Origin of the sequence: Fervidobacterium pennivorans DSM 9078, assembly GCF_000235405.2 — a bacterium.
Lineage (GTDB): Bacteria > Thermotogota > Thermotogae > Thermotogales > Fervidobacteriaceae > Fervidobacterium > Fervidobacterium pennivorans.
The window spans coordinates 1,214,685-1,233,092 of sequence record NC_017095.1; the positions used below are offsets into that span (position 1 = coordinate 1,214,685).

The following is an 18,408-nucleotide window of genomic DNA, read 5'->3' on the forward strand; positions in this document are numbered from 1 at the left end:
ACCTAACAAGTGAGGCGATTTTGTTGAACATGAATCAGTTCTACGACTTGCTTCAAAGGTATGCATTAAGTTACGGATTAATTCTTACACGTCTAACAGGAATGATGGTAATAGCACCGCTATTTGCAGGGTTTTCATTACCATTGGAGATAATGGTTATACTACTTCTAGCACTTGGATATGTCACACTGCCTAATGTTGTTATTCCTGTTTCTTTGCCTCTGCCGATAATCACAATCGTTGGCTCGGCATTGTACAATTTTTTCATAGGTTTCATTATAGGATTGATAGGATACACCATTGTTAGCGCAGTCTATGTTGGAAGCGAAATTTTTGGTATCCAGTCGGGATTCAATGTAAGTGGTTCGTTAGACCCAACAATGGAAGAATCCCCCTTAACAAGTGAATTTATCTACTTGGTATCGGTTTACATATTTGTCTCTTTAAAAGGTCATCTAATTCTTTACAAAGCTGTCGTTGAGTCTTTTCAAAAATATCCGATTCTTATCTCCGAAATTTCATTCAAAGACATTAGTGGACAATATGTAAGAATTTTTACCGATGCGTTTTTGTTCTCCTTGCAAATAGCGTTACCTATAATAGGTCTTATGTTCTTAATAAACGTGCTTTTTGGAATTCTCTCTCGACTTGTTCCTCAAATGAACGTTTTCATGGTTGCTATGCCTGCTTCTACACTGATACTTTTCGCTGTGCTTGTGGGGATGATTCCTGTATGGGTAGAACTGATATCACGGATGGTTTACAGGTTGGAACCATATCTCAATCAGTTACTATCAAAATAGCCAAGATAAATCTGCAACTATTCGCGGATCCTGATAAAACAGAAAAGGCAACACCACGTAAAAGACAAAAGGCAAGAGAAGAAGGTCAAGTTCCTGTATCGCGTGAATTCATCTCCGGCCTTGGCTTTCTATTTGTATCAACTCTTTTTTTATTTACTGGTAAGCAGCTCTTAAATGCATTAATGAACGGAACGATATCCACCTTCGAGATATCAGATGTCGAGATAAGAACTTTCGAGGACTTTCTAATATATGGTGTCAAGCCTTTCACACCCGCTTTTCTGTCCCTTTCTTTTCTGGTGCTCAGTGCTGCACTTTTTTCCCTCATAATTGGATTACTGCAAACCAGGTTCCTTTTCACACTCAAGCCTTTGAAATTCGACTTCAACCGTCTCAACCCAATAAGTGGGCTCAAAAGGATGTTTTCGCTTAGGTCTCTTTTCGAATTAGCGAAAGCTATTGCAAAACTCTTAATCGTGGGTTTCGTTGGCTACAGTGTGATTAAAGGTAATTTCCAAAAGATAATGATAACCGCTGATTCCAGTTTAATTGACGGTGCTTTACTTATCTGGGGCACCTTTACAGAGCTTATAATCAAATGTTCGATAGCCCTATTAGTTGTTTCAATAGGTGATTACTATTTTTCACGCTATGAATACGAACAAAGTATCAAGATGACAAAGCAGGAGGTAAAGGAAGAATTTAAAGAAATAGAGGGAAACCCTGAGATTAAGAGGCGTCAAAGGCAGATAATGATGCAATACGCTATGCACAGAATGATGCAGGAAGTTCCGGAAGCAAGCGTGGTTATAACCAACCCAACACACTTCGCGTGTGCATTACGTTATGACCCAGAAAAAGACTTTGCCCCAGTATTGGTTGCAAAAGGGGTTGACAGGGTTGCATTGAGAATAATAGACATAGCAAGGGAAAACGACGTTCCAATCGTCAGAAACCCAAAACTTGCAAGGGAGATATACTACACCACCGAACTTGGAGATGTGATACCAGAAAAACTTTACAAAGCAGTTGCAGAAGTTCTTGCTTACGTTTTTACACTTAGGGAGAAGAGAGAAACTCTAAAGTAATTGCCCTGCCGAAGATTCGCTTTTCAAGGGGGGAAGCTTTTGAAAATCTACCATGACCCAAATTTCGCTTTGCAAGAACTTCTGGATTATTATGCTCCTTCAATCTTGGAGATAAATGGCGAAAAATTTATAGACTTGCATTCACTAAATATTGTGAATTTTTTGGGCCTGCAACCAATTAATCGGTACCATGAGGAAATCAATGAATGTTTTTTTAACGTCAACGAATATGAAACCAACGAAATTCTACCTCTCGAAAACCTTTTACCGTTCAACAGCGAAAATTTTGAAAAATTTAAAATCTCAAATACGTTATCTTTTGAATATCTTAAGTATAATGAAGTTTACAATAACTTGTTTCTTAAAGTGGAAAATACACTTAACAACCTTGAATGCGTAATATCACTAAATAACAACTTCCTTACCCAGCATTTTGAGGCTTTTGCAGACGTAGGTTTTGAATTCCTACTTGAGCTAAATGTCATTCTAACCATTAAAAACTTGGTATGTAAGTACTCTTTCGGTTCTCGATTTAATCATCCATTTGCCTTTCGAATAGAGCTTTCCAACGCTTCTTATAACCAGGTCTATGAATTTTTGCAGGAATTTAGAGACTTTAATACAAAAATTTCTAAACGAATACCAGCCCTCTATAGCCGATTCAAGCAACTTCCAAAATCAGATGAACTCGAACGCATCTTAAAGAATAGCACGATAGATAGTTTTAGCAAAACAATATATAATTACGGCAGTGTAGAGTTGTTCATTACTGACCTGAGAAAATTGGTTGAATTATTGGCCTTGTTTTCTGAGAATTCAACGTTAGATTAAAGAACTGCACTTATCGTGATAAGTAATTGCCCAGCAAAATACGACGTTAGAACTAACACATCTCTGTTTGGAATTTTTCTAACATATTTATCATATGAAAGGAGCAAGTCCGATAAAAAGAAAAGAATTGCACCAGAGAAGGTCACAGCACTTAAAGAAGAAAATGCAACCGTCGTGCTTATTGCTAACACGTATAAAAAATCGCAAGTTTTTCTTTGCTTAAGAATCTAAGAAAAAGAAAATAGCTAGTACAAATCAACAAGAATATAAATACGATACTAAATTATGTAATTCCTTCGATTTTGTAAAACACAAGGACATAAAAATATAATAAAGAATGTTCCCATACCATGAATGTACCATGAATGAAAAATTTATCGATTCTAAGAACCCGCCTAACGCTCCAGATAAATTCTTTGTCACCGCTTGACTGCACGTTCTCTTATTATCTCCAATGCTTTGTTCAACATTACATCCTCTATACTTTTCACATAGTTAATCCTTTCTTCTGTAGTTAACTCTATTTCATAATCCGGTTTTAACACTGCATCATGTTGAATAGGTTCATTTATCACAGCACTCGGGAAGATAAAACTCGTCTTAGCCGAATCATCGAATTTATAATCCACTTCGGTTGTATGGTTTATCTTCATCAACGTTGGCTCGCCTATGGTTCTATCTTCACGGAGCTTTTTGAATGTATATATAAAATCCAGAGCCGCATTTGATGTGTATCTGTCAAATAGAACCCAAACATCTGCTTTAATAAATGGTTCTCTTGGCTCAAATGTGTGGAAAAATTTTATTCTGAGCAACTCGTTTGTCGTTTTTTCAAAGTCTACACCGTACTTATTAAGCACGCTCATATTGTAGGCAGTGTTAACTATGGAAATCCATCTCTCAACCGATGTTTTCTTATCCACAAAATGTTCGAACAATTCTTTGAAGATTGTAAAATCCCTGCTAGCAACCCCACGCAGGTCTACTAAAACTACTTTCATATCGTTATTTTGAACCAGTGTGTTCGTTACAAAATCTCTGTAACTGTTATAAATCGTTCCGGAGAGGGTGAAAGTTCCAAACTTAAACACTCCAATATCGCCTTCCTTATAGAACTCGAAAGGTCTTCTCGTTGGAAGGGCTGGAAACTGGGCACTTTCACGTGGATAACTCATAGCAGTCATCGTTTTCACAACAACGGTTTTCTCTACACCATCGCTCTTGACTTTTATATTATACTCCCTTTGCCTATAAAAAATGCCAATTTTATCTTTATTTTTATCAACTAACTCAGGAATCAGTTGTATTAACGATGATAATTGCTGCTCGCGAATAGAGTAATTTTCGCCAGATGTATATGGCAACAACTGGTTTATTAATTCTGAAATCTTTCTCCCATTGATTTCTAGTAATTCATCACCGGCTTTTATATCTTCCACCGCACTTGAGGATACAATGGCCCTACCATCAACCACTATTACTGTAAACGGCAAAACACTATAAACAGGTTCTATGGGAGGATAAAGCCTAAAATTCTGGTCATTAACAACAGAAAGTGCGGGTTGGATAACCTTAAAGACATCGATAGGAAGCATTTTCTTTCTGTTTGGCTTATACTTATGATATTCATCCAAGACCCTTCTTGCAATTTCTTCTCTATCTTCTGAGGGATAGGTTTCTTTAATCGTTCGCACAGCACTATCAAATAATCTCTCTACTCTATCCAATGGCACTAAACGTTTTTGGTACTTGTAAAACTCGATAATCCAAGACAAAGAAAAAGTCACCACGATACCACTTATCATGAATATCACGAACAACCTTATTCCCGTCTTCAAAATAATCCCCTCCGTTCCAGATGTCTCTAATCACTCTCTTAGATATTATAACATCCAAGCTAAACCGTTTAAAAAGTAGGTTTCTTACCTAAAAACGCTTTCTGCCCAAAAGACAAAGCAAATCAGATAGCTTAACCCAGAAAACAAGCGTATACTCAAGTTTCTTGCATTATGCGGTTGAAAATTCATAAGTTATCGAATTTTTTACGTGATATTATTCACAACTGTGCTTAACATTTTCCAAACAAGTGATATAATGAAATTGAGTTGTGAATAATTTCACACTAAAATACTTTGAATAAACTATAGAAAAACTACAATTGAACTGGGGGTATAAGTGATGGACTATTTGTTGACGAAAGAGCAATTATTGGCAAGAGAACTATTTCGTGAATTCGCTGAGAAAGAGGTTAAACCTTTAGCACAAAAGGTTGACGAGGACGAATATTTTCCAACCGAGACGGTAGAAAAAATGGCAGAAATAGGTATGATGGGCATACCTTTCCCAAAAGAAGTTGGTGGTGCAGGTGGAGATTACCTAACTTACATAATCGCCGTCGAAGAAATAGCGAAATACTGTGCAACAACTGCGATAATCCTGTCTGCACATACATCTTTGTGCTGCTATCCAATATACATGTGGGGCACAGAACACCAAAAAGAAAAATACCTTAGACCTCTTCTTAGAGGAGAATATCTTGGCGCGTTTGCATTAACCGAACCAAACGCTGGTAGTGATGCCGGAAACCAACAAACAACGGCGAAACTCGTTGGTGATTACTACGTACTTAACGGTTCTAAGGTATTTATAACTAACGGTGGAAAAGCTGATGTCTTTATTGTTTTTGCAATGACAGATAAATCGAAAGGGACAAAAGGTATCAGTGCATTTATTGTGGAAAAGGGCTTCGAGGGTTTTAAAATAGGAAAACCCGAGAGAAAACTTGGTATTAGAGGTTCCTCAACAACCGAGTTAATTTTTGAGGACTGTAAAGTCCCTAAGGAAAACCTCCTTGGAAGCGAAGGAATGGGGTTCAAAATTGCTTTGCAGACCCTCGATGGAGGACGCATCGGTGTTGGTGCACAAGCTCTTGGAATTGCGGAAGGAGCCATTGCAGAGGTGTTGAAATATGTTAAGGAAAGAAAACAATTCTCAAAGCCTATAGGCTCATTCCAAGGAATTCAATGGTACATCGCGGATATGATAACAAAAACGGAAGCTGCTAAATTGCTGGTCTATAACGCAGCATTAAAAAAAGACAGAGGAATTTTGACAAGTGCAGACGCCGCGATGGCTAAAAAGTTCGCATCCGACGTTGCAATGGAGGTTACAACTCAAGCTGTTCAAATATTTGGAGGTTACGGATACACAAAAGACTATCCTGTAGAACGCATGATGAGGGATGCAAAGATTACCCAGATATACGAGGGAACAAACGAGGTTCAAAAAATGGTTATAGCATCACACTATATAAAGTGAGGTGTGAATGATGAGTTTTAGAATTATAGTATTTGCAAAACAGGTTCCAGATACAACAGAGGTTAGAGTTGACCCGATAAAAGGCACACTTATAAGAGATGGCGTCAAGTCAATAATGAACCCTGAAGATAAGAATGCGCTTGAAGTCGCACTACAACTCAAAGATAAATACGGAGCAAAGGTCACTGTAATAACGATGGGACCTCCTTCGGCTGAAGCTATCCTTAGAGAAAGCTACGCAATGGGAGCTGATGAAGCAGTGTTAATAACTGACCCTCTCTACGCAGGCTCGGACACCTGGGTTACCAGTATGATATTAGCAAAAGCGGCTCAAATGATGGGTTTTGATTTAATATTAACCGGTCGTCAGGCAATAGATGGAGACACAGCGCAAGTAGGTATTGAAATTGCGGAGCACTTGAAGATACCAGTGATAGCCTACGCTGTTGATTTGAAAATTGAAGGAGAACGAGTAATTGTCACTCGAGAATTGGATAACACATACGAAGTAGTTTCAACCAGAATTCCTTGCTTAGTGACGTGTACAAAAGAGCTCAATAAACCAAGGTATATGAGAGTCGAAAATATCTTTGGATGCTTTGATAGACCTATCAGCATCTTTAACAATTCAGTTTTAAAATTTGACAAGAACGAAGTAGGTTTGGTAGGTTCACCTACAAAAGTTAGAAGAACGTTCACAAAAGGTCCAAAAGAACAAGGAACGATTTTCAACGGCACTGCCGATGAAGCTGCTGAACTGATTCTTTCAAAATTAAAGGCTGAAAAGTTAATAAGTGAACAATAGACATGTTTAAAAGGGGCGTGACATTATGATTATGGTCTACTGTGAACAAAGGAATGGTGAACTACTGAATGTTGGCTTAGAACTTATTGGGAAAGCGGTCGAATTATCAAAAGACTTAGACGGCGAAGTAACTGCAGTAGTTTGCGGAAATAAGATAACCCAGCTGTCTGATAAAATCTCCCAATACGGAGCGACAAGGATTATAATAGTAGAACATCCGCTTTTAGAAAAATACACAGTCGATGCTTACACAGAGGCGCTTTATCAAGTTATCACTTCGGAAAATCCCGACATCCTTCTTCTCGGAGCCACTCTCACCGGACGCGAGCTCGGTCCACGACTTGCAGCAAGACTAAGAACAGGACTCACAGCGGATTGCACAAACTTAGAGATAGATCCTGAATCAAAGTTATTACTCATGACCCGTCCTGCGTTCGGTGGCAATCTTATGGCAACAATAATTTGTCCAGAACGAAGACCTCAAATGGCAACGATAAGACCTGGAGTTTTTCCTCTGCCAAAACCTGATACCCAGAGAGAAGTCGAAGCATACGTCTTTACTCCCAAACTGAGTGAAGAGGATATAAAAGTCAAAGTTCAACAAATTATCGCAAAGGTACGCAAACATAAAGATATAACCGCTGAAAAGATAATAGTTGCTGGTGGAAGGGGTGTTGGTTCCAAAGAAAATTTTGAATTACTAGAAGAATTAGCAGAATTACTCGGCGGTGGTATCGCTGGTTCAAGGGCTGCTGTTGATGAAGGATGGTTGCCAAAAGACCTGCAAGTAGGTCAGACTGGCAAAGTCGTCAGACCAAAACTCTACATTGCAATCGGAATAAGCGGTGCTATACAACACCTTGCAGGTATGCAGGAAAGTGAGTACATTATAGCCATAAACAAAGACCCTGAAGCTCCTATAATGAAAATTGCAGATTTGGCTATTGTTGGAGATTGGAAACCTATAGTTAGAAGACTCATACAACAACTGAAGCAGACAATGAATATACAAGAAGAAAAGATCTCTTGAGATAAATTAAATAGTTAAAAACAGGTTCAATATGGACCTGTTTTATATATAATTTATAATTATTGTTAAAATGCCTCAGCTACCCTTTTGGAAGCAAAGTAACTATATCTTTGGAAGAAACAAGAAAAGAAAAATTAATCCACCAATTAAGACTAAAATACCTTCAGTCAAACCAGGAAAAGACGGTCAAAGATACTGTATATTACGGCAACTCCTACCAACGGACTGAGTATCCTCATTATACTATCAACCGAATTGAATATTCCAAGTGTTTCGCAAGGTTTATCACGTTCAACGAATTTTGTAACCAGTGAACTAAGCGCTACACCAGTTAACGCGGAAGATACCGAAATTAGTTCGTTGAATGCAAATGAAACTTTCTTTGAACCTTTCGCCGGCTTTGAATCAGGTAAGAAGAAGATTATATTCAAAAGATTAATAAAAGAAAGCCCAACGGCAAAAAACGCTGGAATTGAAAATCCCCATCTGCTCAAAAATTCACCAAAAGCAGGCCCCAATATGAATCCCAATCCAAATGCCGCCCCAATGAGCCCTAAACTCTTAGCCCTGTTCTTCTCATCTGTTAAATCTCCTATGTAGGACTGCACAACTGTTATATTTCCACCTGTTAAACTGTCTACCAATTTTGAAAGAAATATAACAAAGATTGAACGCGCAAATACAAGTGTCAGTAAAGACAGAAATGTTCCGCATTATACGTAATCACCCCAAACTTATTTTATGATTAGTTAAGGTAATTACAGCTGTGATGAAAGCACTGTTAGGGTGATATAATTGATTTGAAACGCATTAAATGAATTTTTATTTTTGGGGAGGAATTTTGATGAGCATTCTTGCCATCGATTGTGGTACGCAAAGTTTAAGAGCAATCATTTTTTCAGAAAAAGGCGAAGTTTTAGCAGCTGAAAAAGTTGACTTTGAACCATACTATTCACGCAATATCGGCTGGGCAGAGCAATCTCCCGAAGTTTATTGGGAAAGCTTAGCGAAAGCTACGAAACAACTAAAAGAAAAATTTCGGAATATATTTAATTCAATAGAGGCTGTGACACTAACTACGCAAAGAGCGACAATAGTTGTTGTTGACCAAGATGGTAATCCTTTAAGAGATGCTTTCATTTGGCTTGATGAACGGGAAGCTGTAGGAAAACCAAAACTTTATTTTCATGAGAAGTTAGCTTTTTGGCTTATCAAAAAACTTCCCACAGCTGAAATGGCATACAGAAGAAGCAAGGCCAATTGGATAAAACAATTCGAACCTCAGATTTGGAGTAAAATCCACAAATATCTACTGCTTTCCGGATATCTAACTTACAAACTTGTGGGTAAATACATAGACTCAACGGCTTCTCAAGTTGGATACATTCCATTCGATTACAAATACAAATGTTGGATTAAAAGTCCATATCACTATAAGTGGAGACTTTTTGGTGTAGAAAGAGAAAAACTCCCCAACCTTGTTAATCCAGGCGAAATCTTAGGTTATATCACAAAAACTGCGGCACAATTCACGGGATTGAAAGAAGGAATACCGGTCATTGCTGCAGGCTCGGATAAGCAATGTGAGACTCTTGGAGTTGGTTGTCTTTCACCAAACGTTGAAAGTATAAGTCTAGGAACAACGGCAACAATTCAAACAACTACAACAAAATACGTTGAAGTAATACCGTTTATTCCACCATACCCATCTATACTACCAAATGCCTATAACCCAGAAATCGGAATATCCAGAGGCTTTTGGTTGGTTACCTGGTTCAAAAAAGAATTTGCACACAGTGAAATCAGAGAAGCCGAGGAGCTTAATACATTCCCGGAGAAAATACTTGACAAATACCTGCGCGAGATTCCTGATGGAAGCGACGGATTAATTATACAGCCCACGTGGACAGCAGGACCCGAACGCCCCTTTTCAAGAGGAGCGATTATAGGATTTTCAGACAGACATACTCGGTTGCATGTCTATAAAGCGATTATCGAAGGTATCGCTTACGCTTTGCTTGAAGGGAAAAAGAACATAGAAAGAAAAACCGGTGTTCGAATGGAAAAAATAGGTCTTTCAGGTGGAGGTTCAAAAAGTGACGAGGTATGTCAAATAACTACTAATATCCTAGGTGTTCCAACATATAAAGTACAGACGAACGAAACAGCATCACTTGGTGCCGCTATAGTGGGATACGTTGGTATAGGAAAATACAAAACTTTTGAGGAAGCTGTTCAAAACATGGTTAGAATCGAAAAAATCTTCTATCCAGATGTTCATAAAAACAAACTCTACATGGAATACTTCGACAGGGTGTATTCTAAAATCTGGAAACGCATGGAAAAATTATATCATGAGCTTGGGAAAATAACTGTCAAAACATCTTCTGCACAACCAGAACTTTGAAATCAGCATTTTCTTTGGTAAGTTTTTATTATTTTTTTATCAAAAACCACAGACTTTTTTCTTGACAATGGCACCTTAAATTTTGTATAATTCAATCATCCATTTAACAATTCCACACTTTCGGATAGGAGGGGGCGTAGCATGAAGAAGTTTGTTTTACTTACAGCAGTTTTCGCACTTTTGCTGGTAACATTCAGCTGTACCAACTCATTAGAGCCAAGATTTGAACCACGCGCACAAGGTGAGTTTGAGGTTTCAGAGAAACTTGGCGTATCCGGAACAGAAGAAGATTACGTTCCTGGAGAATATGTTGTCCAGTTCGAGCCAAGAGAAGATGCGGTTAAAGCATTATCAAGTGTTGGTGCAGAAGTAGTCAGAGCATATTCATTCAGCGATGTTCAAATCGTAACAGTAAGAACGGAAAAACCAGAACTTCTTAATTCTCTTCCAGGTGTCAAGTCAGTTGATAAGAACTACATTTACAGAGCACTCGCAACACCAAACGACACATACTACCGATACCAGTGGCACTACAACAATATCAAACTGCCACAGGCATGGGATATCATGAAATCTGCTAATATCGTTGTAGCAGTTATTGATACAGGAGTTAGCTTTACACATCCAGACCTGCAAGGCATATTCGTTCAAGGCTATGACTTTGTCGATGGAGATTACGATCCGACAGACCCGGCACAGGATGTGAGCCATGGAACACATTGTATAGGAACAATAGCCGCTGTTACAAACAACAGCCTTGGTGTTGCCGGAGTTAATTGGGGAGGATATGGAATAAAGATAATGCCTATCAGGGTTCTTGGCGCAGACGGTTCCGGAACACTCGATAATGTCGCAGCTGGTATCAGATGGGCAGTTGACAACGGTGCAAAAATAGTGAGTATGAGTCTTGGTGGTAGCGGTGCACAAGTTCTTATGGATGCCGTTAAATATGCTTACAGCAGAAATGTAACACTTATCTGCGCAGCAGGAAATGAGAGTAGACCTTCGCTATCCTATCCAGCAGCATATGTTGAAACGATCGCAGTAGGTGCAACAAGATACGACAACACACGCGCTCGGTATTCTAACTACAATTACACAAGATACTACGATCCTTACAGAAAAGCGTATGTATACCATTACCTTGACGTTGTTGCTCCTGGTGGAGATACAAGTGTTGACCAAAACGGTGATGGATACGCAGATGGTGTGCTCAGCACAACCTGGACACCGACATACGGAAATACATATATGTTCTTGCAAGGTACATCGATGGCAACACCACATGTTGCAGCGCTTGCAGCTATGCTTTACGCAAAAGGTTACACAACACCAGAGGCGATTAGAAGCAGACTTATCAAAACAGCTTATAAGATTCCTGGATACACATATAATTCGAGCGGATGGAACAAATACGTTGGCTACGGTTTAATTGATGCTTACAAGGCATTGACATACTAATCTTCAGCAAAAGAGGGAGGATTCAGACCTCCCTCTTTTTTTACACGTTTTGTTTATCCTTATTCACCTTTCTTTCCTTCCTGCTGTTTTATCTGTCGCATCCTTTTAAATTCTTCATGTTCTTGCTTTAGTTCATTGATTAAGTCCTCCACTTTCCAAGTTAGGCTTGTTGGAGTAGTGCTTGCAAAGATAATATCTTCCCCTTGGAAATTTTCCTTGATAATTTTCATTGCTTTAAGAATTTCTGCCTTGTTAAATCCATGGAGAATAATAACTTTTTGTTCTTTTTCTTGCATGTTAATCCTCCTCCTTATCAAAAAAAGAGTTTTCTCCATTTTACTTAGTCTAATTGTATATAAATTTTCATTTAAGGTCAAGACTTTATGGTATAATTGAAGTTAGCAAAATCAAGACTTTATGCTATAATTAAAGTTAGCAAAATAAAGCAACGTTAGAAAGACCGCTTTGTTAAGATTTTAAAAGAGGTTTGATTTTGAGAGACATAAGTTTTCTTATATTCTTGGTAATTTCTGCACCGTATTACTACTACTCATAAATCGGGTTCTTTGTTCTAAAAACAACCTGTCCACAGGGCATTTTTTCTACGCACCATCGAAAGAGAGACTTGGGGAAATCAACAGGTCTTGGCTAAAGAAAATACCAATGCTTGAAAAAAATGTACGAAACTTTAGAAAGTTCCGTTGTTAGCTGGTCTTTTGAAGGACAAATTCCAGTACCATCAGGAATGTTCAGTTTGAAGAGCGCTATAAAAACTCCAATAGGTAACATTTACAAAGCAGGAAGTGGGCTTACGCCCCTGTTGGTGTACTAACGGCTATCATTACCGGGAAGCTCGCAATGGATATAAGTTAACAACTTTTAGAAAAAGGGGTGAGAGAGATGGTTGACATTTTCACGATTATCTTCCAAATTTTCTGGATGGTTTTGATTTTCTCGTCATTTGCACCACTTTTCAAAAACTTTTCCATTCACTCTGCACGGGAAGCTATTATACGGCAGATCGAACAAAAAAGAAAAAGCAGGGTTATAACGTTGATTCACAGACAAGAGTCGTTTAGCTTTTTCGGATTCGGGATAAGAAAGTTCATAGATATTGAAGATTCTGAAGAAGTACTCAGAGCTATTAAAATGACCCCAGATGATATGCCGATAGACTTCATTATTCACACGCCTGGTGGTCTGGTCTTGGCAGCAGAGCAGATAGCAAACGCTCTTAGAAAGCACAAAGGCAAAGTAACCGTTTTTGTACCGCACTATGCAATGTCAGGTGGCACACTGATTGCTCTTGCTGCTGATGAAATTGTAATGGACGAAAATGCTGTCTTGGGACCCGTTGACCCGCAACTTGGACAATATCCTGCGGCTTCAATTCTTTCGGTTGTAGAAAAAAAGAATATCAACGATATAGACGACCAGACACTGATTCTGGCAGATATCGCCCAAAAAGCAATGAAGCAGATGAAAGAATACGTGACAGAACTTCTAAAAGAAAAGTATCCAGACAAAGCTGAAAAACTTGCAGAAGACCTGGTTAGTGGAAAATGGACCCACGATTACCCTATCACCGTGGAAAAAGCGCGAGAGCTTGGTATCAAGATATCAACAGACATGCCAAAAGAAATCTACGCGTTGATGAGTCTTTACAAAAATCCGAACTCCGGCAGACCTTCTGTTAACTACGTTCCAATTAACTATAAAGAAGACTAAAAACGAAAAAGCGGCTCGAAAGAGCCGCTTTTTTGATTTAAAAGAATAGAAGAGTTTAGATTAATAACCTTCAGTCTGTAGGCTTAGCGAAAACAAAGACAAAGGAAGACCATGTGGTGATGAATTGAGACCTATGTAAAACAAGAATTCCTGATTTTCCCCTACAGGTTTAGTCAATTCTGAGAACGGCGCAAATATACCTACAGAAGGATAAAGTTTCAATCCTTGCATGTACATTTCCACAAAGAAGTGAGTGTATATACCGTGTTGGAGTATAGTCTCGACCGATGGATTCGTAACACCGAGCGTAATTCCGCTATTTCTCAGATAAATAGCGTTCCTAAAAAGAAACGCATTATCTGTGAATAGAGTAGAGGCTATTGACATATCATAGCTTGCCTTCTCTGGCTGGTTTAAGTTGAGAGCAACTTTACCTTCAAATGTTGTAGACTTTGTAAGTGCGATATCCACTAATCCTGCGATAAAGAAATTAGACTTTATCTTCTCTGGGTCAAAGAGGTCCTCAAGCTTGTCATTGCTTAACAACCCAAAAACCTGAACATTATATGGCATTCCAAAAGCATATGATGAAACCAAAAGTCCAAATCCAATATTGTTCAGATAAACTACTGGGACATTTGCAGTGAACAAACTAAAAACAGAATCAAACAAACCTATGTCCTTGGTCTTGAAACTAAACGTCAGATAACCGTAAACATCTGTTATTGGACTCAACGCGAACCCGCCAAGTCTGAGCATGCCGGTAAGACTGTAATCGTTCGTTGGATAGTAGTAGCTTGCAGATAGCTGGTAATTATCCTTCATCGTAAGCCAGCTCATATACTGAGAATAGGTCATATCAAACAACGTATCGGTCAGTATGAAATCAAACACTGGCGTTAAGACCAAAAACGTGTCATTTTCAATATTAGCAAATGTGAATATAATATAACCTCTGTGTATATCGTTTTCAATATCATATTCGTAAATAGGTATCCAAGTGAGTGGTTTCGTCATTTTCTGAATTCTAAACGAAATTTCAGAACCATACTGATATTTCTTGTCTTGGAACTTGAATACTGGTTCGTATCTGACCAAACTCACTTCTTCTTTCTGTGCCCTTATTTTATAAACCCCCGTTCCTGTGTTTACCGAGTATGGAATGTAGCTTACGTAATATAACTCGTCTTTGTCGATTACAAAATCGTATACGAGGAGATTCTCACCTAGTTTGTAAAGCTTTCCCTCGGCTAAATCGTAATAGTAAGGATTTACATACTTCCCATCTACTCTTGTAAAGAGCAAGCCATTTCCCCAAAGTCTCACATAAGGACCTTTCATGGCATCGTCTTCTAAGACAACCGTGTTTTTAGTTACCAAGTCGTACACTATTATTTCATAATCAGAAGTAAGCATTGCCAACTTGCCATTATCTACATCCATGTAAGTAATGTATTTCTCTATGGACAGTTCCAAACCTTGCCCAGAAACTCTCGTTTTCATTTTCTTAGCATCGTATTGTGCAATATATAGATACCCATCATCTACATCAAATGCAGAAATATTGCCCTTAGCTATCAGCTTATTCGAAGTAATCTCCCAAATTTGGTTTTCATATTTTCCAAAATTTTCAGCCTTTGTGAGAACATAAGTTTTGTCTTTATCGTATTTGATATCTAACGCAATTACTGTTTTGCTTCCTTGTTCTTTACCATCTTTACTTAAGAAAACAAGCCTTGGATTGACACTACCAATATAAGATGTTGCTGGACCAAATTCTACACAATACACCCCTAACTTCTCACCCAAAAGGTCTAACTTATATATCTTCGCGTTTGGCGCCTTGTATATCAAATCTCCTTCCGAGTAATTCAACTTCATCAACGACCTTATCCAATCTGTGTAGAGTTCGTCAAATGGTTTACCAAAAACCTTCTCAAAAATATCTTTGTACTTTAACCCTATTTCAACATCTGGAAGAATTGTGGACGTTAACGCTATATATCTCTTCATCTTCTCAATACCGTAAGAGTCAACCAAGTATTTATAGAAACCTGCCGTGAAGTTATAGTAAAGTTGCCCTCCTCTAAAGTCATCAGGCGGCATGATTTCCTTGTAGGTAAAAGATGGAAAGTTTTGTATGGTATAGTAATATAACCCATCAGAAACATACGGATTGTTCAACCTTCCAGAATTCTTTGAAAACGCACTTTCAGCAAATACCGTTGTTCCTTCTCCAAATGGTCCGTTCATCTGAGGCAAATACGGAAATCCCATTAAAATACTCACAAGCTGCGTAAACTCATCTTGATATGTAAGATGCACCATATGTGTGAATTCGTGGATAATCAAATACGTATACCAGTCCTCAAGAGGAAGTTCGAAACTTATCCAGCTTTCAGGTGGCCACATGTACAATGTTATCGTTCTGTGAAATAGAGGATTTGTAAAACCATTACTAACGGTTCCTTTGTCTTGTAAAATTATCGTGATCCTTCCAGGGTCGTTGCCAATCAGTTCAATAACCTGTTGCCTAACGTTTTCAAATATCTTACCTACAAGTTTTGCAGTCTCTTCATATCCTTCTGGAAATAAAACATCACAGTGCTCAAATTGCAAAATCCAGGAAAACATATAATTTGATAAAAACACAATCATAAAAAACAAGCCCAAGGCAATCCATCTTTTCAATGTTCATACCTCCGTATTTACTTAGCTTAATTTTAAAGTGTTCTACTATAAAATTGGCTATCAAAAGTCTTTTTGCCACAAAAGATTATATCATAAACTAATGTACGCAATCAATTGTACGCAATCAATCTCAATTAACATAAACCTTCACAAAAAATCTGGTAATATCATAAAATCTAATTTGCGTTGCACAATTATTGGCTCCCAATTCCTTACAATCAAATTTTTCTATTCTACTAACTATCCTCATTCTTGTTCGCATTACCCAAAGTTCAGTTGATATAACACAAAAGTAGGTTGTGTTTATTAATCAAGCCTGTTTCAATTACTTACTCACATGTAGTACAAAAAACCTCCTTTGGGAAGAGTGAGAATTCCCAAAGGAGGTGCGAAGACTTTGCAATTAACTTTTATAGTTATATAGAATTATCTGAAATAATGGTACAAAATCAAACCATCTCCATCATCAGTAGATGCCCACTCAAAATTATCCTTGGAATATTTTACAAATTTTCCACTTCCACCAAGGTATCCACCATATTTAACTTGGTTCCAAACACCGGCAGGGTCGTTACAAATGTAATTTGTACCATCAAAGGCTAAAACTACCATCACATGACCCGAGCGTGTATACCAACCTTGAATAATTACAGGACCTCTTTGTAACTCCGCTCTCAAATCTGCAGCAGTACCAAGCTTTGTATACATCCTAACACTAGAACCTTTTTCTCTGGCAATTGTGTTAAATACATAATCTAACCCTGCAGCATCGTAAACTGGTCCTCCGAACCTGCTAATAAGATAATCTGGGGTCCTTGACCAGCCACCTGTATTCACCCCTGGCTTTGTGATTCCAAAATAATCCAACATCATTGCTACAGAGGTTAAATTACACGTACTACCAGGATAGGCATAATTACTGTACTGATTATAATACGGAACGTTCGGGATTATGCTTTGATTTTCGACATTGTCAGCATTCTTTCCTGTTCTTTCTGCTAATAATATACCTCCTTTTCTGTCGTAGACCCTTATCCTTGTGTAGATAGAACCTGGTTGATTGAAAACTATGTTGAAAGTTACCCTTTGCGATGTCTGACCACTTCCAAGTGTTACATTACCCTCGGCTACTTTCCATGAACCATAGCTTCTATCTATGTACACTTCCACAAAATATGGTCTATTTACCTTCACGTAGTTGGTTTCGCTAAGTAATACCTCTAACTGTTCCGTTTCATTGACTCTCAACGGATAACTTGTGTACAAAATTGAGCTTATTTGAGGTGTTGGAGAGGAAATATAATCTTCATACATTCCAATTCTTTGGACAAGCAAAGTTCCACCAGGTCTATCATACACCTTTACCCTTGTGTACAAAGCACCTGGAGTGCTAAACCTAACCGAGAAACCAACATAGCCACCTATGGAATCTTTTGGAATTGTTATATACCCTTCCGCTATTTTGAATTCAGCGTTATTTAAAGCGGGACGAATAGCAAAAACCTCTACAAAGTAAGTTCGTGAAGTATTTGTTTGTGTGGTTTCTTCAATGAATATTCTTACATTTTCCTGTTCGCCTACTTTTAATGGTAAAGTGGTGTATTCTATCCTTTTAATAGCAGGAACTGGTAAAGAAGCCAAAACTGACTTATCCGAAGTTAATTCCATTTCGGTTAAACAGTTTTCTGCGACCTCTTTAATATCTATATCTTGTTTTGTAGTTAGGTCAAAACTTACAACTTCTTCTCCATGTTCATCTGAAGTTTCTAACGCACTCTTCGTACAACCGGTAAGAACGAAAAACACCAAAACAACCGTTATGAAAAAAATCGAGAGCACAAGTTTTCGACCTTTCATCATATCAACCTCCCTTGTTCAAAGGCGTTTTTAAAATGAACAGATTAAAAAGCGCTTTCCGAAAAATTATTAATAACACCTGTTAGCTCACAGTTAAAATCTACCGCTTCTCAGTACGTATGATCAATCAAGTTAGCTTGCACTTCTTATTGTGGCTCGTAAACCACTTTTTGTGTACAGGCCGTAGAAATCAAAGAAACTAATACCGCTGCCAGCAAAATAACATAGATAAGAACTTTCTTCATGCTTCCCACCTTCAACTATGAGAAGTTAGCACCATTACTCTGAATATACCGCAGGAAACAGAATAAACCAATATTATCTTTTCGGTAACGTTACCAATCAATTTTTCCAACAAAAGTATGAAACAATTTACATGAATTATTATA

The 18,408-nt window shown here is 38.0% G+C and carries 15 protein-coding genes; 9 read left to right on the forward strand and 6 right to left on the reverse strand.

From position 1 onward, the window contains the following. Nucleotides 1-29 precede the first annotated feature (29 nt). The 3 genes from FERPE_RS05665 to FERPE_RS05675 are packed head-to-tail and all read left to right on the forward strand — an operon-like array spanning nt 30 to nt 2,722. Nucleotides 30-803, forward strand: coding sequence for a flagellar biosynthetic protein FliR (locus tag FERPE_RS05665; RefSeq protein WP_041263342.1), 774 nt, complete (start codon nt 30-32; stop codon nt 801-803). Beyond that, complete coding sequence (gene flhB, locus FERPE_RS05670; RefSeq protein ID WP_014451696.1) at nt 734-1,891, forward strand: flagellar biosynthesis protein FlhB; 1,158 nt, start codon at nt 734-736, stop codon at nt 1,889-1,891. The genes FERPE_RS05665 and flhB overlap by 70 nt, the downstream gene beginning before the upstream one ends. A 39-nt stretch (nt 1,892-1,930) precedes the next feature. After that, complete coding sequence (locus FERPE_RS05675; RefSeq protein ID WP_014451697.1) at nt 1,931-2,722, forward strand: hypothetical protein; 792 nt, start codon at nt 1,931-1,933, stop codon at nt 2,720-2,722. Here the strand turns inward: FERPE_RS05675 and FERPE_RS10370 are convergent. Next, nucleotides 2,719-2,913, reverse strand: coding sequence for a lysoplasmalogenase family protein (locus FERPE_RS10370; protein ID WP_167843806.1), 195 nt, complete (start codon nt 2,911-2,913; stop codon nt 2,719-2,721). The two genes, FERPE_RS05675 and FERPE_RS10370, sit on opposite strands and share 4 nt — an antisense overlap. A 228-nt stretch (nt 2,914-3,141) precedes the next feature. Then, nucleotides 3,142-4,560, reverse strand: a complete 1,419-nt coding sequence (locus tag FERPE_RS05680) for a PDZ domain-containing protein (RefSeq protein WP_014451698.1) — start codon at nt 4,558-4,560, stop codon at nt 3,142-3,144. A 340-nt stretch (nt 4,561-4,900) separates the two neighbouring features. Here FERPE_RS05680 and FERPE_RS05685 point away from each other — a divergent pair, with 340 nt between their 5' ends. Genes FERPE_RS05685 through FERPE_RS05695 form a run of 3 tightly spaced genes read left to right on the forward strand, consistent with a single transcriptional unit; the run spans nt 4,901 to nt 7,875 of the window. Beyond that, nucleotides 4,901-6,040, forward strand: a complete 1,140-nt coding sequence (locus tag FERPE_RS05685; protein ID WP_014451699.1) for an acyl-CoA dehydrogenase — start codon at nt 4,901-4,903, stop codon at nt 6,038-6,040. Between the two features lie 10 nt (nt 6,041-6,050). Continuing rightward, a complete protein-coding gene (locus tag FERPE_RS05690) occupies nt 6,051-6,845 on the forward strand; it encodes an electron transfer flavoprotein subunit beta/FixA family protein (RefSeq protein WP_014451700.1) in 795 nt (264 codons plus the stop codon). Nucleotides 6,846-6,870: 25 nt separating this feature from the next. After that, the gene (locus FERPE_RS05695) at nt 6,871-7,875 is read left to right on the forward strand and encodes an electron transfer flavoprotein subunit alpha/FixB family protein (RefSeq protein ID WP_014451701.1); all 1,005 of its coding nucleotides are present in this window, start codon (nt 6,871-6,873) and stop codon (nt 7,873-7,875) included. Nucleotides 7,876-8,042: 167 nt separating this feature from the next. Here FERPE_RS05695 and FERPE_RS05700 read toward each other — a convergent pair whose 3' ends face one another. Further along, on the reverse strand, nt 8,043-8,576 hold the full coding sequence (locus FERPE_RS05700) for an MFS transporter (protein WP_082204746.1): 534 nt from the start codon (nt 8,574-8,576) through the stop codon (nt 8,043-8,045). A 143-nt stretch (nt 8,577-8,719) separates the two neighbouring features. Between FERPE_RS05700 and FERPE_RS05705 the strand changes: the two genes are divergently transcribed. Together FERPE_RS05705 and FERPE_RS05710 are read left to right on the forward strand one after the other, a co-directional pair. Continuing rightward, complete coding sequence (locus FERPE_RS05705) at nt 8,720-10,282, forward strand: FGGY-family carbohydrate kinase (protein ID WP_014451702.1); 1,563 nt, start codon at nt 8,720-8,722, stop codon at nt 10,280-10,282. Nucleotides 10,283-10,423: 141 nt separating this feature from the next. Next, nucleotides 10,424-11,743: a S8 family peptidase gene (locus tag FERPE_RS05710; RefSeq protein ID WP_014451703.1), complete on the forward strand. Its 1,320-nt coding sequence runs from the start codon at nt 10,424-10,426 to the stop codon at nt 11,741-11,743. Nucleotides 11,744-11,802: 59 nt separating this feature from the next. Here the strand turns inward: FERPE_RS05710 and FERPE_RS05715 are convergent, their stop codons facing one another. Beyond that, nucleotides 11,803-12,039: a DUF3783 domain-containing protein gene (locus FERPE_RS05715; RefSeq protein ID WP_014451704.1), complete on the reverse strand. Its 237-nt coding sequence runs from the start codon at nt 12,037-12,039 to the stop codon at nt 11,803-11,805. 604 nt (nt 12,040-12,643) lie between these two features. Between FERPE_RS05715 and FERPE_RS05720 the strand changes: the two genes are divergently transcribed. Continuing rightward, the gene (locus FERPE_RS05720; RefSeq protein WP_014451705.1) at nt 12,644-13,471 is read left to right on the forward strand and encodes an SDH family Clp fold serine proteinase; all 828 of its coding nucleotides are present in this window, start codon (nt 12,644-12,646) and stop codon (nt 13,469-13,471) included. Between the two features lie 60 nt (nt 13,472-13,531). Here the strand turns inward: FERPE_RS05720 and FERPE_RS05725 are convergent, their stop codons facing one another. Further along, nucleotides 13,532-16,162 carry a hypothetical protein gene (locus FERPE_RS05725; protein WP_014451706.1) on the reverse strand — a complete coding sequence of 877 codons (2,631 nt, stop codon included), beginning with the start codon at nt 16,160-16,162 and terminating at the stop codon, nt 13,532-13,534. 426 nt (nt 16,163-16,588) lie between these two features. Then, complete coding sequence (locus FERPE_RS10265; RefSeq protein ID WP_052312851.1) at nt 16,589-18,019, reverse strand: C39 family peptidase; 1,431 nt, start codon at nt 18,017-18,019, stop codon at nt 16,589-16,591. Nucleotides 18,020-18,408: the final 389 nt, after the last annotated feature.